Annotated in this window: 12 protein-coding genes; 6 read left to right on the plus strand and 6 right to left on the minus strand. The window is 64.9% G+C overall.

Annotation, left to right across the window (positions count from 1 at the left end):
- Window positions 1–17: 17 nt before the first annotated feature.
- Window positions 18–947 carry a DMT family transporter gene (locus CD932_RS09300; protein WP_094442390.1) on the minus strand — a complete coding sequence of 310 codons (930 nt, stop codon included), beginning with the start codon at window positions 945–947 and terminating at the stop codon, window positions 18–20.
- Between the two features lie 101 nt (window positions 948–1048).
- Here CD932_RS09300 and CD932_RS09305 point away from each other — a divergent pair, with 101 nt between their 5' ends.
- The 3 genes from CD932_RS09305 (at window position 1049) to CD932_RS09315 (ending at window position 3086) form a co-directional block, all read left to right on the plus strand.
- On the plus strand, window positions 1049–1852 hold the full coding sequence (locus CD932_RS09305) for a helix-turn-helix transcriptional regulator (protein WP_094442391.1): 804 nt from the start codon (window positions 1049–1051) through the stop codon (window positions 1850–1852).
- A gap of 86 nt (window positions 1853–1938) precedes the next feature.
- On the plus strand, window positions 1939–2538 hold the full coding sequence (locus CD932_RS09310; protein ID WP_094442392.1) for a MarC family protein: 600 nt from the start codon (window positions 1939–1941) through the stop codon (window positions 2536–2538).
- A gap of 14 nt (window positions 2539–2552) precedes the next feature.
- On the plus strand, window positions 2553–3086 hold the full coding sequence (locus CD932_RS09315; RefSeq protein ID WP_094442393.1) for a DinB family protein: 534 nt from the start codon (window positions 2553–2555) through the stop codon (window positions 3084–3086).
- 142 nt (window positions 3087–3228) lie between these two features.
- On the opposite strand, the gene CD932_RS09320 is transcribed toward CD932_RS09315, so the two are convergent.
- A complete protein-coding gene (locus CD932_RS09320; RefSeq protein ID WP_094442394.1) occupies window positions 3229–4398 on the minus strand; it encodes an MFS transporter in 1170 nt (389 codons plus the stop codon).
- Window positions 4395–5573: a serine hydrolase gene (locus CD932_RS09325; RefSeq protein ID WP_094443557.1), complete on the minus strand. Its 1179-nt coding sequence runs from the start codon at window positions 5571–5573 to the stop codon at window positions 4395–4397. The genes CD932_RS09320 and CD932_RS09325 overlap by 4 nt, the downstream gene beginning before the upstream one ends.
- A gap of 108 nt (window positions 5574–5681) precedes the next feature.
- On the opposite strand from CD932_RS09325, the gene CD932_RS09330 reads away from it, so the two are divergent.
- Both CD932_RS09330 and CD932_RS09335 read left to right on the plus strand, forming a co-directional pair.
- On the plus strand, window positions 5682–6593 hold the full coding sequence (locus tag CD932_RS09330; RefSeq protein WP_094442395.1) for a LysR family transcriptional regulator: 912 nt from the start codon (window positions 5682–5684) through the stop codon (window positions 6591–6593).
- Window positions 6594–6759: 166 nt separating this feature from the next.
- Complete coding sequence (locus tag CD932_RS09335) at window positions 6760–8454, plus strand: methyl-accepting chemotaxis protein (RefSeq protein WP_094443558.1); 1695 nt, start codon at window positions 6760–6762, stop codon at window positions 8452–8454.
- Here the strand turns inward: CD932_RS09335 and CD932_RS29305 are convergent.
- Window positions 8451–8756: a hypothetical protein gene (locus CD932_RS29305; RefSeq protein WP_254926537.1), complete on the minus strand. Its 306-nt coding sequence runs from the start codon at window positions 8754–8756 to the stop codon at window positions 8451–8453. The genes CD932_RS09335 and CD932_RS29305 overlap by 4 nt on opposite strands.
- Between CD932_RS29305 and CD932_RS09340 the strand changes: the two genes are divergently transcribed.
- On the plus strand, window positions 8742–11966 hold the full coding sequence (locus CD932_RS09340; protein ID WP_254926538.1) for a DEAD/DEAH box helicase: 3225 nt from the start codon (window positions 8742–8744) through the stop codon (window positions 11964–11966). The two genes, CD932_RS29305 and CD932_RS09340, sit on opposite strands and share 15 nt — an antisense overlap.
- A gap of 91 nt (window positions 11967–12057) precedes the next feature.
- Here CD932_RS09340 and CD932_RS09345 read toward each other — a convergent pair whose 3' ends face one another.
- Together CD932_RS09345 and CD932_RS09350 are read right to left on the minus strand one after the other, a co-directional pair.
- Window positions 12058–13461, minus strand: coding sequence for a heavy metal sensor histidine kinase (locus CD932_RS09345; protein ID WP_094442397.1), 1404 nt, complete (start codon window positions 13459–13461; stop codon window positions 12058–12060).
- Window positions 13458–14141 carry a heavy metal response regulator transcription factor gene (locus tag CD932_RS09350; RefSeq protein WP_094442398.1) on the minus strand — a complete coding sequence of 228 codons (684 nt, stop codon included), beginning with the start codon at window positions 14139–14141 and terminating at the stop codon, window positions 13458–13460. Before CD932_RS09350 ends, CD932_RS09345 begins: the two co-directional genes overlap by 4 nt.
- Between the last annotated feature and the right edge of the window lie 7 nt (window positions 14142–14148).

Genomic DNA, 14148 nt, shown 5'->3' on the forward strand with positions numbered 1-14148 from the left:
TCCGGCTCGAAACATCATCAGGCCCGCGACGCGCCGGCACCGCGCGCGAACAAGGGCCGCGGCACCGTCTGCGCCAGCAACACGCCGAGCAGCGACACACCGCCGCCGATCAAGTGAAAAGCATGCAGGGTGTCATGCAGCCAGCCTATCGCCAGCAGCGCCGTCAGGATCGGCAGCAGGTTGACGAAAATGCTGCAGCGGTTCGGCCCCAGCCGCTTTACGCCTTCGATCCACAAATACGACAATACGATGGACGAGGCGATGCCGGCATAGGCGATCAGCGGCAAGGTGGCGCCGTTCAGGGGCGCGCTGCCGGCGGGCAGGCGCAGGAAAAACGGCAGCATGCACAGCAGCGCCGCCCAGGCCTGGCAGTAGATCGACTGCCAGGCAGGCACGGCCAGGCGCCAGCGGCGCAGCAGCACGCCGTACAGGGCAAAGATCAGGCAGGCGAGCAGCATCAGCGCGTCGCCCGCGTGCATGCCTTCATGCAGCAGCGCCAGCACGTCGCCGCGCCCGACCAGGTACAGCAGGCCGCCAAACGACAGCACGCCGCCCGCCGCCATGCCGAGCGTCAGTTGTTCGCCCAGCAGCAGCACGCTGAGGATCGCCGTCATCAACGGCGCCAGCGCCGTGACGATGGCCATATTGGTGGCGGTGGTGGTCTCGGCCGCGCGGTACGACAGGCTCTGGAACAGCGCCATCGCCATCACGCCGCACAGCGCCAGCTGCCACCAGTGGCGGCGGATCGCCACGCGGTTGCGCCACAACGGGCGGGCCACGAACGGCGTCATCACCAGCAGCACCAGCACCAGCCGGTAAAAGGTGATGGCGGTGGGAGCGATGCTGGCGGCGGCCAGCTTGGACACCACCACATTGCCGGCCCACAACAGCATGGCGACCAAGGGGTAAAGGTAGTACGACGGGTGGACAGGTTCGCGCGCAGGCATGCAGGGCTCCGGTGGTGACAGGGGCAACCATGATGCAGCAGGCACGCTGCGCTTTCTCGCGCTAAGATGACTATACCTGTCGCAAAACTGACGCAACCATCATGCAAACCGACTATCAGGAACTGCTGCCCGTCACCGCGCGCGCCATGGCGCTGGCCGTCGACTATGAGCACGGCCATGTGATTTCCGTGCATCGCCACTCGCACGCCCAGCTGATCTACGCCATCGACGGCGTGATGACCATCGCCACCCAAGGCGGGCGCTGGGTGGTGCCGCCCACGCGCGGCGTATGGCTGCAGCCCGGCGTCGACCATCAGATCCGCATGAGCGGCGCCGTCAGGATGCGCACCGTGTTCATCCACTGCGCCAACTCGCCGCTGTTGCCGCGCCACAGCTGCGTGCTCGAGATCAGCCCGCTGCTGCGCCAGCTGATCGTGGCGGCCGTCGATATCGCGCCCGATTTTCCTGACGGCGGGCGCGACTGGCATTTGCTGCAACTGCTGCTGCATGAGCTCGACAGCCTGCCGGTGCTGCCCCTGTACGTGCCGCTGCCGCAGGACGCGCGCCTGCGCGGCATTTGCGAGCGCCTGATGCAAGAACCCGGCGAACAGCTGACGGTGGCGCACTGGGCGCAGCAACTGGACATCACCGAGCGCAGCCTGCACCGTTTGTTCCAGAAGCAGACGGGCATGCGTTTCGGCCACTGGCGCCAGCAGGCGCGGCTGCTGCGGGCGCTGGAACAGCTGGCCCATGGAGCCAAGGTAATCGACGTGGCGCTGGACAATGGCTACACCAGCCAGAGCGCCTTTGCGGCCATGTTCAAAAAACACTTCGGCACCACGCCGACCGAGTTTTATCGCACGGCGCCAGCGATGCTCAAGAAAAATGCTGCTACGCATCAATAATCATGGGCGATTGCGGCACGGCTTGTTATCATCGCGGCCTGAAGCCGAAGTTGTCTATACCGGCTGGCAAACCGACCCACACTGACATGACCCAGAATTTCTTCCAGACTTTTATCCTGCTGTTGCTTGTGACGGACCCGTTCGGCAACGTTTCCCTGTTCGTCAACGCCCTGAAAAGCGTGCCCGTCGAGCGGCGCTGGAAAGTGGTGGTGCGCGAATGCGCGATCGCCTTCGGCATCTTGCTGCTGTTTATGTTTTTCGGCCGCCACTTCTTGAAAGCCATGCAACTGTCGGAAGTCGCGCTGCGCATCGGCGGCGGCGTGATTCTGTTCCTGATCGCCATGCGCATGGTGTTTCCGCAACCATCGAACGGCAATAGCGACCATGATATTGCCGGCGAACCGTTTATCGTGCCGCTGGCCATACCCGCGCTGGCCGGCCCGTCGGCGCTGGCCACCGTGCTGCTGTTTTCCTCGCACGAAGTCAATGAGGTCATCGCCCATGTGGCGGGCTTGACTGCGGTAGCATTGGTGTGGCTGCTGGTGTTCCTCTGCGCCGAGCGCCTGCAGCGCGCGCTGGGGCCGAGGGTGATGACGGCGTTCGAACGCCTGATGGGCCTGATACTGACGGCGATGGCCATCGAGATGCTGCTGGCCGGCATACGGGCCTTTTTGAAATCAATCTGACCGGAGGACACACCATGAGCCGCTGCGCGCATATCTGCATGATGGCCGAATACAATCAGTGGATGAACGCCAGGGTCTATGCGGCGGCGGCGGGCCTGGCGCCCGGCGAACTGCAACGCGAGCGGGGCGCCTTCTTCGGCTCGCTGCTCGCTACCCTCAACCACATCATGGTCGGCGACACCCTGTGGCTGCAACGCTACGCGAAACACCCGGCCAAGTTTCCCTTGCTCGATCCGGTCCGCGCCATCACGCCGCCGGCTTCGCTCACGCAGCCCCTGTTCGACGATTTCGCGGCCATGCAGGCGCACCGCCGCTGGCTCGACCAGGTGATTATCGACTGGGCCGCCGCCATCACGGAAAGCGATCTTGACCATTTGCTCGACTACCGCAACAGCCGTGGCGAGAACCGGCGCCAGTTCTTTGCGCTGTTGATGCATTTCTTTAACCACCAGACCCATCACCGGGGCCAGGCGACGACCCTGCTGTCGCAGGCCGGGGTGGACGTGGGCGACACGGATCTGCTGGTGTGCATTCCCAACCATAGCTAAGTAAGTACCAAGAAATTATTGTGAAATTATGACGAACAGAACCGGATGCGCTGCAAGGCGCGCGATGCGACGCAGTGCGAGCACTGCTAGCAGCGGGCAACGCCGCAGAGCGCCGGTTATGGAAGTCAGAATCCACAAGAATTTATGCGTACTTACTTAGCATCGTCGCGCGGTAGAGCATGGCTTTGAGCGCGATGACGGCCAGCGCCAGCACGGCCAGCAGCACACCACTGCCCAGGCTGCCTTGCATGCCGTAACGGGCAATCGCTGCGCCACCCGCCAGCGCGCCGATGGTGACGCCCAGGTTGATGGCGGCGATATACACGCCGATGGCAAAGGCCGGCGCTTCGCGCGCTTCGGAACTGAGCCACACTTGCGTGACGATCAGCCCGCTCGTGTGCGCCGCGCCCCAGAACAGCGCCAGCACGGCAACGGTCCAGCCTGCCGCATCGGCGTAGCGGTACAGCAGCCCGTAAGCCAGGCACAGCAACATAGGCTGCAGCAACACCGTGCGCAGCAGGTGTCGGCCCAGCTGGCGCCCCGCAAACAGATTGCCGGCCACGCCACCCACCCCGAACACCACCAGCAGCATGCCCGTCTGGCGCGCCGTCAAGCCGGCTATTTCTTGCAAATAGGCGGCCGCGTAGGCGTAGACGGAAAACATGGCGGCAAACACCAAGATGGCCGCCGCGATATTGAGCCACAGGGCAGGCTTGCGCAGGATCGCCAGTTGGCGGCCATAGGCCAGTGGCGCGCTGTGTGGCGTGTCGGGCAGGAACAGATACAAGCCCAGCGCGGCCAGCAGATTGACGGCGGCGCAGGCCAAAAACGATGCCTCATAGCCATACTGGTCGGCGATCCACGTAGTCAGCGGAATACCCAGCACCATGCCCATGCTGGTGCCCGTGAACGCATGCGCCCCGGCGCGGGCGGAGTCTTGCGGTGAATACAGGGCGGCGGCGGCCACCATCGCCAGCGAAAAATAGACGGGATGGAACAGGGCCGGCACCACGCGCAGTGCCAGCAGCCATTCGAAACGCGGCGCAAACCCGGACGCCACGCTGGCCAGCGCAAACACGCACAGCGACACCAGCAGCACCGGCTTGCGGCGCCAGCGCGTGGCCAGCAGCACCAGCCAGGGGCCGGCTGCGGCGATCACCAGCGCGAACAGCCCCACCAGCAGGCCGGCGCGCGCGGCCGTCACGCCAAAGCGCTGCATGATCAAGGGCAAGATGCCGACCACGCCAAACTCGATGCAGTACACGCCGAACAGCCCCAGCGCGAGAAAGACGACGGGATGCGGGCGCTTCATGCCAGCGCCTCGCCATACACGGCGTGGCACAGTTGCGCGACGAACGGCCCGGCCATGCCCTCGATGGCCGTATTGGTGAACGCCACCACCGACAATTCACGGACCGGATCGACAAACCAGGAGTGGCCATAAGTACCGCCCATGCGCCAGCTACCTACGCTTTCCCGCGTGCCGGCCGCCAGCGGATCGGTCAATACGGTAAAACCCAGGCCAAAACTGCGCCCGGGCCAGGAGGGCAGTTCCAGCATGCCGGTCTGGTTGCGGCCCATCTCGCTTGCCAGCGCCAGGGGCAACAGCGGCGCGCCACCCAGGCGCAGGGTTTCCAGCAAGTGCATGAAGTCCGGCGCCGAGCCGACCATGCCGGCGCCGCCCGAGGCATACGCGCAAGCGTCCAGCGCGCGCGCCGGCGACAGGGTAAAACCGGCCATGCCATCAAGAAAAGGCAAATGCTCCTCGCCCGCATCACGCAAGCGGCGCGGCCGCGCGTAGCCAGACTGGCGGTCGGCATAGGCCACCGCCAGGCGCGTGGGATCGACCGCCACGAAACCGGTGTCGTGCATGGCCAGCGGCCCGGTCACCAACTGCCGCACAGCCTGCGCCAGCGGCAAACCAGTGACCTGCTCGATCACCGCGCCCAGCACGTCGGTGGCAATCGAGTAGGCCCAGCGCTCACCCGGCGCAAAAGCCAATGGGACGCTGGCCAGGCGGCGCAGATTGTCCGGCATGGAAACCGGTGCGGCGTCCATGCCGTCCGATACGCCCGCCTGCGCATAGGCACCGCCCGGCGGCTGGAAAAAGCCATAGTCGAGGCCGGCGGTATGCGTGAGCAAGTGGCGCACGGTGATGGCCGCCAGCTGGCCGCCAGGCTGGCGCGGCTGGAAGTACGGCAGCCAGCGCGCCACCGGATCAATCATTTGCAGGCGGCCCTGCCCCACCAGCGCCAAGGCCGCTGTCGAGACGATCGGTTTGCTGACCGAGGCCAGGCGGAACAGCGCGTCGTCGCGCATGGGCGTGCCTGCCTCGCGGTCCAGATGGCCGGCCGCGCGGCGGTAAATGTCGCGGCCCTGGTAGCGCACCAGCACGACCGCCCCCACCAGCCGCTGCTCGCGCAGCACGGTATGCAACAAGGTATCGATACGCGCCGCCAGTGGCGCAACGGGAAAATCAGTGTTCATGCTCAGCCTTTCGAAGGGAAAGGCCCAGCGTAAGGCGGCCGGGATCAAAGAAAAACAGGCTATAGTTTCTGTCTGAACGGACGTTGGCGTACGTAATCGAAAGAGCTTATGGACAATCTGGCAGGTGTGACGGCTTTTGTGCAGGCGGCCGATACGCGCAGTTTCGTGGCGGCCGGCCGCGCGCTGGGCATTTCGGCGTCGGCCGTTGGCAAGAGTATTGCGCGCTTGGAACAGCGCCTGGATGTGCGCCTGTTTCACCGCAGCACGCGCAGCATTGCGCTGACCAGCGAAGGGACGATTTTCCTGGAACGCTGCAGGCGCATCCTGGGCGAGATCGAAGCGGCCGAGCTGGAGCTGTCGAGCAGCAGGAGCGTGCCGCGCGGCCGGCTGCGCATCAGCATGCCACTGGTGGGCGAACTGCTCAATCCGGTGCTGGCCGCGTTTGCGCGCGCCTATCCGCTGGTGGAACTCGATCTCGACTTCAGCAACCGCCGCGTGGACCTGATCGACGAAGGTTATGACGCCGTGGTGCGTGCCGGCGACAGCGCCGACAGCAGCTTGACGAGCCGGCGGCTGGGCCAGTTTCATTTGCAACTGGTGGCGGCGCCCGTCTACCTGGCCACCCATGGCGCGCCCACCGTGCCCTCAGATCTGGCGCGGCATCACTGCCTGCTGTATAAATTTCCCAGCAGCGGCAAGATCGAAGCGTGGCCGCTGGCGCAGTGGAGCGCCTTGCTGGCGGCCGGCCTGCAGGCCAGCCTCAGCTGCAACAGCGTGGACACCCTGCTGCATTTCGCCGAAAGCGGCCTGGGCATCGCTGCCCTGCCCGACTTTGCCGCACGCGCCGCGCGCCAGGCGGGCCGTCTGCAATTGGTATTGCCAGAGCACACACAGCATGCGGCGCCTTTCCATATCTTGTGGCCAGGTAGCCGGAATATGTCGCCAAAACTGCGCGTATTTATTGATTTTCTGGTAGAAAATCTGTTTCCTGACAGCACAGTTCACTCGCCAGCCGTGTGACGTTGTTTCCGTACGACAACTTGTCTCACGGGCTGCTTTTTTTCTGACCTGATACAGTTTTTTATATTGCCGTGTGGAATTTTGAAGAACAATGACTGCCGCGCCGCGCTACGGGTTACTACGTAGCGGCCTGGGCGGTTATTTTCCCGACTACACGAAAGCAATCATGTCACTCACACAATTTCGAATCGGCACCCGCCTCGGCATCGGCTTTGCCGTCGTTCTCGGCCTGCTGGTGGCCGTGCTGCTGGTCGGCCTCTATTCCATGGGGCAGTTGCGCTCGCGCACCCACGATATCGTCGCCGACAAGAACGTCAAGATGGCAGCCGCCAACACCATGAGCGACAACGTGCGCAGCATTACCCTGGCGATCACCAGCGTGGTGGTGGCGCCGACGGACGCGCTGATGCAGGAACACTTGAGCAAGATAGTCGAAGCGCGCAAGAAATATGGCGCGGCCAAGGAAGTGCTGCAAAAAATGGTCTCGACCGACAAGGAAGCGGCCCTGATGTCGCAGCTCGACGCGGCCCTGAAAGCCGGCGCGCCGATGAACAACAAGGTGGTCGAACTACGCAAGGCGGGACAGACCGAAGAAGCAGTCACCTTCCTGACCCAGCAGGCCGCACCCGGCCTGAACAATGTGCTGGTCGCGCTCGACAGCTTGCTGGCCTATGAAGCGCAGCAGGCCACGCAGGCGGCCAATGATGCCGAAGCGCTGAGCAATAAGGCCCAGGTCTATATGCTGGGCCTGGGCAGCGCAGCCTTGTTGCTGGGCGCTTTCGTGGCGTGGATCATCACGCGTTCGATCACCCGGCCCATCAATGCGGCTGTCGGCGTGGCCGAAACGGTGGCCTCGGGTGATTTGTCGTCGCAGATCGTGGTGAACTCCAGCGATGAAACGGGGCGCCTGCTGGGCGCACTGAAAGCCATGAACGACGGCTTGCTGGACGTGGTGGGGCAGGTGCGCCACGGCACGGATGCGATCGCCATGGCATCGAGCGAAATTGCCGCCGGCAACCTCGACCTGTCGTCGCGCACGGAAGAGCAGGCCAGTTCGCTGGAAGAAACCGCTTCGGCCATGGAAGAGCTGACCTCGACCGTGAAACAGAATGCCGACAATGCACGCCAGGCCAATGTGCTGGCGCAAAGCGCCTCGGCAGTGGCCGTGCGTGGCGGCAATATCGTCTCGCAGGTGGTCGACACCATGGGCACCATCAATGCGTCGTCGAAGAAAATCGTCGACATCATCGGCGTGATCGACGGCATCGCTTTCCAGACCAATATCCTGGCCCTGAATGCGGCGGTGGAAGCGGCGCGCGCCGGCGAACAGGGCCGTGGCTTTGCGGTGGTCGCCAGCGAAGTGCGCAACCTGGCCCAGCGCAGCGCGGGCGCGGCCAGGGAAATCAAGGAGCTGATCGCCGCTTCGGTGGCCAATGTGGACACCGGCTCGCGCCTCGTCAATGAAGCGGGCCAGACCATGGGCGACATCGTCGACAGCATCGTGCGCGTGACCGACATCATGGGCGAAATCACCTCGGCCACGCACGAGCAGACGCTGGGCATCGAGCAGATCAACATGGCGATCGCACAGATGGATGAAGTGACGCAGCAAAATGCGGCGCTGGTCGAGCAAGCGGCGGCGGCCTCGCAAAGCATGCAGCAGCAGGCCGGCGAACTGGCCCATGTGGTGGGCTTCTTCAAGACCGGCCAGGCGGTGGTGGCACCGAAGCTGGCCTTGGTGCGCCGCGCAGCGCCAGCCAGGGTGGCACTTGCGCCTGTGCCTGCGCCATTGCCGCGGGCGCAACGCAAGGCCGTGGCGAACGGGGCGGCCGCCAAAGACAGCGAGTGGGAAGAGTTTTAAGCACCTTTCCACTGCCGCTCCAGCAAAAGCCAGGCAAGAAGTTTCCGCCTGGCTTTTTTTGTCCGGGACAACGTTTTTTTTTGTGACCGAATGACGTAAATGCACGAAAGCGTAAAACACGCACCGCGCATACGCTTTACAATCGCCGCTCGCTTTACAAAATATTGGTCATCATGAATCAGGCAGAACAGCAGCGCCTCCTGGCTATCCTGGAGTATTGGCACAAGATTGAATTCTTTATACCGTTTGACCTGAATCAAATCACGGAAGTTGAAGACCCGTCCACTGTGCGTCTCCTTCATCGTGAACAGCTGGCGCAGTGGACGCCGCACAGCTTTGCACAATTGCCCGTCGCCCCTGATCAAGAGGTCGACGGCTTTTCGCTGTTCCTGGGCGTATTCGACAAGGCCGAGGTCAACCAGCTGCTGCCCGCCGCTGGCGCGCAAACCATCGCCGAGGCGGAAAAGACGGAACTGTCCGGCCGCTCGTGCTTTGCCCGTTTGACGCTCAATGCGCAAGGCGAGCCGCAGTTCGATCCGGTCTCGGTGTCAACCCTGCCGTGGGCGCTGGGCCGGCCGCGCACGGCCGACTGGTCGCACTTGAACCTGGACGCCTGGAGCGACAGCCAGCTGGCGCTGCGGGACAGCCTGCGCAACTTTGCCGCCGCGCGCACGCCGGCCACCATCACGGACCCGGCCGGCAACGTGTCGACGCCCTTGTCCGGCATGGAAATCGCCGCGCTGGCGCACCTGTTCATGGACTGGGCCCATTTCCATCCCTCCTCCGCGCAACCGCTGGCGGTGCTGGAAATTCGCACGCGCAAGAAGCGCCCGTCCAGGGAGGCGATGTTGCCGGGAGTCGATGCGGTGGACAACCGCGTGCTCGATTTCGGCGATCCGGTCGAACCCACCGTCGATATCCTCAACAGTTTTTACCTGGACGACCTGGAACAGATCATCCGCGCCTTGCGTGGCGGTAAAGTGCCGCCCACCCTGGCCGCCTATCTGACGCCGCTGGCCCAGGCCGAACGCATCGACCTGTACAGCCCGGCCGGACGCCAGGCGCTGGCCGCCATGCTCAATCCGGCCAATATGCACCGCGGCCACTGGCTGGAAGACGCCAGTTACGCCATGAGTTTGATGCAGCAGTTCGCCATCCATGGCGCGCGCACCAGCCTGCTTGAGCGCGGCATTTTTTCCGTCAACGGCCCGCCCGGCACCGGCAAGACCACCTTGCTGCGCGAGCTGTTCGCCGACAATATCGTGCGCCGCGCCAGCGTGCTGGCCTGCCTGGACCGCGCCGCCGATGCCTTTATCGGCAAGGTGGCGGTCGCCTTCGAGGGCGTGCGCGACCCGATCACGATTGCCCGCCTGCGGCCCGAACTGACGGGCTTTGAAATGGTGGTGGCTTCGTCGAACAATGCTGCGGTGGAAAATATATCGGGCGATTTGCCGAAACCTCAGCAGCTGGGCAAGGAATGGGCGCGCACGCGCTACCTCGACAGCGTGGCGCGCCGCGTGGCGGCCGACGGCAATGGCGCCAACCGCCTGCTGGCCGAGGAAGACAGGCCGTGGGGCCTGATTTCCTGCGCCCTGGGCAACAGCAGCAACCGCCGCCGCTTCGTCAGCAATTTTTATGACGACGACTGGGACAAGACCACGGCGCGCAAGACGCCCAATGCCCAGAACATCCGCCAGTGGCTGAGCAGCTACCAGGGCGTCGGCTTTGCCCAGGCCGCGCGCGAGTTCCGCGAAACGGAGCACGTGGTGGAAAAAGCGCTGGCCGAACAGGCCCAATACGCCGCCCTGTGGCAGGCGGTGGGCACGTGCAGCGAGCAGGAGTTCCTGCAGGCCAGCGTGGAAACCCTGCGCGCGGCCGAAGTGGAGATGGAAGCGGCCAGCGCCGCGCTGGCCAGCGCGATGGCCCAGCAAGAAACGCTGTTGGCCAGCAAGAAGGAATTGCTGGAAGAAGAACGTGTCGTCGCGTTGACCGAACCCGGCTTTTTTGCCCGTTTGTTGCGCACCGCGCCGGCGCGCGCCTACAAGGATGCGGTGCTGGCCAATGCCGAAGCGCAGCGCCAGGCCGCGCGCGACGTGTCGGCCATCAAGCTGTTATTGAAAGGCGAGCTGGAGCCGCGCTGCGAACGGGCCCGCAACAGCCTGCACGTGGCGCTGCGCACGGCGCAGTCGCGCGAGCGCGAATGGGACGACAGCACGGAACTGCTGCGCCGCGCGCGCCTGCGTTTCCCGACCATCGCCGCGCCGGCCACCTTGCAGGAACTCGACGGCGACGCGCTGCAGGTCAATGGCCTGTGGCACGAGCCGGCGCTGGCGCGCCTGCGCTCGCGCCTGTTTGCCAAGGCGCTGGCGCTGCATGAAGCGTGGCTGGCCGAAGTGGCCAGGAAAGGCGGCCCCGGCTTTGGTGGCAATTTGCTGGCCGTGTCAAAACTGCTGAAAAACAAGCGCGCCTACGACCAGTCGCATATCGCCATGGTGTGGCAGAGCCTGTTCATGGTGGTGCCGGTGGTCTCGACCACGTTTGCCTCGTTCGCGCGCCAGTTCCGGGGCATGGGCGCCGAATCGCTGGGCTGGCTGTTTATCGACGAGGCGGGCCAGGCGGTGCCGCAAGCGGCCGTCGGCAGCCTGTGGCGTGCCAAACGCGCCGTGATCGTCGGCGACCCGCTGCAGATCGAACCGGTATTTACGGTGCCGCCGCGCCTGGTGCATGGCCTGTCGGCGCTGTCGGAGCACACGCAGGACGGCAGCTATGCGCCGAGCCATGTTTCGGTGCAAACCCTGGCCGACAGGGCCAACCGCTATGGCGCGCTGGTCGGCGCCAGCGGCCCGCAGCCGCTGTGGATAGGCAGCCCCTTGCGCGTGCACCGCCGTTGCGTGGAACCGATGTTCTCGCTGGCCAACGCCATCGCCTATGAAGACAAGATGGTGTATGGCCTGGCGGAACGCACGCCGCCCGCCGCCAGCCGTGGCCTGACGCGCGGCCCCAGCCGCTGGATCGACGCCATCGGCTCCATCAGCCACAAGCAGGTGGTGCCGCTGCAACTTGATTTCGTGCTGGAAGTGTTGCTCAAGATCTACCGCCGCGACGGCAAGCTGCCGTCGCTGTATCTGATCACGCCGTTCAAGGCCGTGCGCAACGAATTGCGTACGCGCATTATCGAACTGGACTGGGACCGCCGCCTGGGCTACGGCAAGGCGCCGACGCAGCGTGAACTGCGGCAATGGGCCAGCCAGATGGTGGGCACCGTGCACACCTTCCAGGGCAAGGAACAAAGCGTGGTGATGCTGATCCTGGGCGCCGACGACAGCACGGCGGGCGCTGCGCAATGGGCGGCCAGCACGCCGAACTTGCTGAACGTGGCGCTGACGCGCGCCCGGCACTACGTGTATATCGTCGGCAGCCCGCTGGTCTGGGGACAATTGCCGCACTTCGCGCCGGCCTGCGCCCAGCTCGCGCATACGGGGATGCAGGAGTTTTTGGTGGAGATGGGGTGATTTTCACCCCAAAAGCAAAGGCTGGGGTCAGCCCCCCTCGCCCGTTAACGCAAGCCTCTGAGTTTGCGGCATTGAGGGTCTGACCCCGGGGTTACGCAAGCGGAAACTGCAAGCTGAATGTGGTGGCCGCCGCATCCGACGCCACCCCGGCGCTGCCGCCATGCAGCTGCATGATGGCGGTGACGATCGCCAGGCCGAGGCCCGTTGAGGCGGCCGAATCGCTGCGGGCCGGGTCGGCACGGTAGAAGCGTTCGAACAGGTGCGGCAGGTGGCGCGCGGGGATGGCGGGGCCGAGGTTGCTCACACTCAGTTCCACCCCTTGCGTGGTGGCCTGCGAACGCAGCACGATGGTGCTGCCTGGGGCCGCGTGGCGTATCGCGTTCGACAATAAATTACCGAGCGCGCGGCGCAGCAGTTGCGGCTCGGCCTCGACCACGCCGCTGCCGTGGCAGGCCAGCGCCAGCGCGCGCTCTTCGGCCAACCCTTCGAAAAAATCTGCCAGGCGCAGGAACTCGTCCTGCACCGGCAAGGCCTGCTTGACCAGCACCATTTCCTCTTGCTGCGCGCGCGCCAGAAACAGCATGCTGTCGATCATGCGCGACAAGCGTTCCAGCTCTTCCACGTTGGACGACACCAGTTGCTCATACTCCCCGCTGCTGCGCGGACGGGCCAGCATCACCTGGCTTTGCCCCAGCAGATTGGTCACCGGCGTGCGAAATTCATGCGCCAGGTCGGCGGAAAACTGCGACAGGCGCGCATAGCCTTCCTGCAGGCGCGCCAGCATGGCGTTCAGGGCGTAAATCAAAGGCAACAGTTCGGTGGGCGCCCCGCGCGCCTCGAGTTGCTGCTCCAGCTTGCCGGGCCGCACCAGCGCCGCGTGGGCGGCGATCGCGCGCAAGGGCCGCAGGCCGCGCAGCAGCATGGCGCTGGCCAGGATCGCCGCCACCAGCGCGCTGACGGCCACCGAGATGACGATCTGCCAGCGGTAGGCGGCAAACATGGCGCTGCGGTCGCCATACACCCTGGCAATCGTGATATCGGCCATCTGCGCCGGCTGGCCGATGCGCGCGCTGGCCGCCACCACGCGGGCCGGAAAGCCGTCGCGGCTGGTCCAGCCGTGGATCGCCTCGCTGTCCACCGGTGCGTCGACCGCCACCGGCGTGGGCAGCGGCAAGGTTTCGCCATGGGGATTGACGTCGATCAGGCGCGTGCCATCGTCGCGCACGATGCGCACCAGGGAATTTTCTTGCCCGCTCATGGTGTCGCGGAAATACTGCGGCCGCTCGCGGATAATGTCCAGCGTGCCCGCATTGCCCAGCAGTTGCTGGATCTGCCGCAATTTGCCCAGCAACAGGATATCGTCGCGGCGCTCGATTTCGGCCACAAACGAGCGGTACAAATGGAGGCCCAGCCCGGCCGACAGTAGCGCGACGATCAGCACGAACACCGCCGTCACGCGCAAGGTCAATGAATGGCTTGCGCCGGCCAGCTTCATGGCGCCCGGAGTTCGCAGACATAGCCCATGCCGCGCAGGGTGTGGATCAGCTTGGGCTCAAAGGGATCGTCGAGCTTGCTGCGCAGGCGGCGGATGGCCGCGTCGATCACATTGGTGTCGCTCTCGAAATTGATGTCCCACACTTGCGAGGCGATGATCGAGCGCGACAGCACCTCGCCCTGGCGCCGCGCCAGCAGGTGCAATAGCCCGAACTCCTTGGCCGTCAGGGCGATGCGCTGGCCTTGCCGGCTGACCTTGCGTTTCATCACGTCGATTTCCATGTCGCCGATGCGGATCACGTCGTCTTCACGCGGCGGGCCGCGCCGCAGCAGGGTGCGGATGCGCGCCACCAGTTCGGCAAACGCGAACGGTTTGACCAGATAATCGTCGGCGCCCAGTTCCAGCCCTTTGACACGGTCCTGCACTTCATCGCGGGCGGTGAGGAAAATCACCGGCACATCGGCCCCGCCTTCCTGCAGCCGCAAGGAACGCAGCACTTGCCAGCCGTCCATGATGGGCAGCATGACGTCGAGCACGACCAGGTCGAAGTCACCCTCGCCGGCCAGCCGCAGGCCGTCGCGGCCGTTGCGCGCCAGGCTGACCACAAAGCCCGCTTCGCCCAGGCCGCGCAACAGGTAGTCGCCGGTCTTCGGTTCGTCTTCGATCACCAGGATACGCATGGCCGCC

Origin of the sequence: Janthinobacterium sp. PC23-8, from assembly GCF_002250505.1 — a bacterium.
Lineage (GTDB): Bacteria > Pseudomonadota > Gammaproteobacteria > Burkholderiales > Burkholderiaceae_D > Janthinobacterium.

Bases quoted from the DNA above. Each gene is read 5' to 3' on its own strand.
- CD932_RS09300 (WP_094442390.1), bottom strand. From the start codon at position 947: ATGCCTGCGCGCGAACCTGTCCACCCGTCGTACTACCTTTACCCCTTG.
- CD932_RS09305 (WP_094442391.1), top strand. From the start codon at position 1,049: ATGCAAACCGACTATCAGGAACTGCTGCCCGTCACCGCGCGCGCCATG.
- CD932_RS09310 (WP_094442392.1), top strand. From the start codon at position 1,939: ATGACCCAGAATTTCTTCCAGACTTTTATCCTGCTGTTGCTTGTGACG.
- CD932_RS09315 (WP_094442393.1), top strand. From the start codon at position 2,553: ATGAGCCGCTGCGCGCATATCTGCATGATGGCCGAATACAATCAGTGG.
- CD932_RS09320 (WP_094442394.1), bottom strand. From the start codon at position 4,398: ATGAAGCGCCCGCATCCCGTCGTCTTTCTCGCGCTGGGGCTGTTCGGC.
- CD932_RS09325 (WP_094443557.1), bottom strand. From the start codon at position 5,573: ATGAACACTGATTTTCCCGTTGCGCCACTGGCGGCGCGTATCGATACC.
- CD932_RS09330 (WP_094442395.1), top strand. From the start codon at position 5,682: ATGGACAATCTGGCAGGTGTGACGGCTTTTGTGCAGGCGGCCGATACG.
- CD932_RS09335 (WP_094443558.1), top strand. From the start codon at position 6,760: ATGTCACTCACACAATTTCGAATCGGCACCCGCCTCGGCATCGGCTTT.
- CD932_RS29305 (WP_254926537.1), bottom strand. From the start codon at position 8,756: ATGAAGGAGACGCACAGTGGACGGGTCTTCAACTTCCGTGATTTGATT.
- CD932_RS09345 (WP_094442397.1), bottom strand. From the start codon at position 13,461: ATGAAGCTGGCCGGCGCAAGCCATTCATTGACCTTGCGCGTGACGGCG.
- CD932_RS09350 (WP_094442398.1), bottom strand. From the start codon at position 14,141: ATGCGTATCCTGGTGATCGAAGACGAACCGAAGACCGGCGACTACCTG.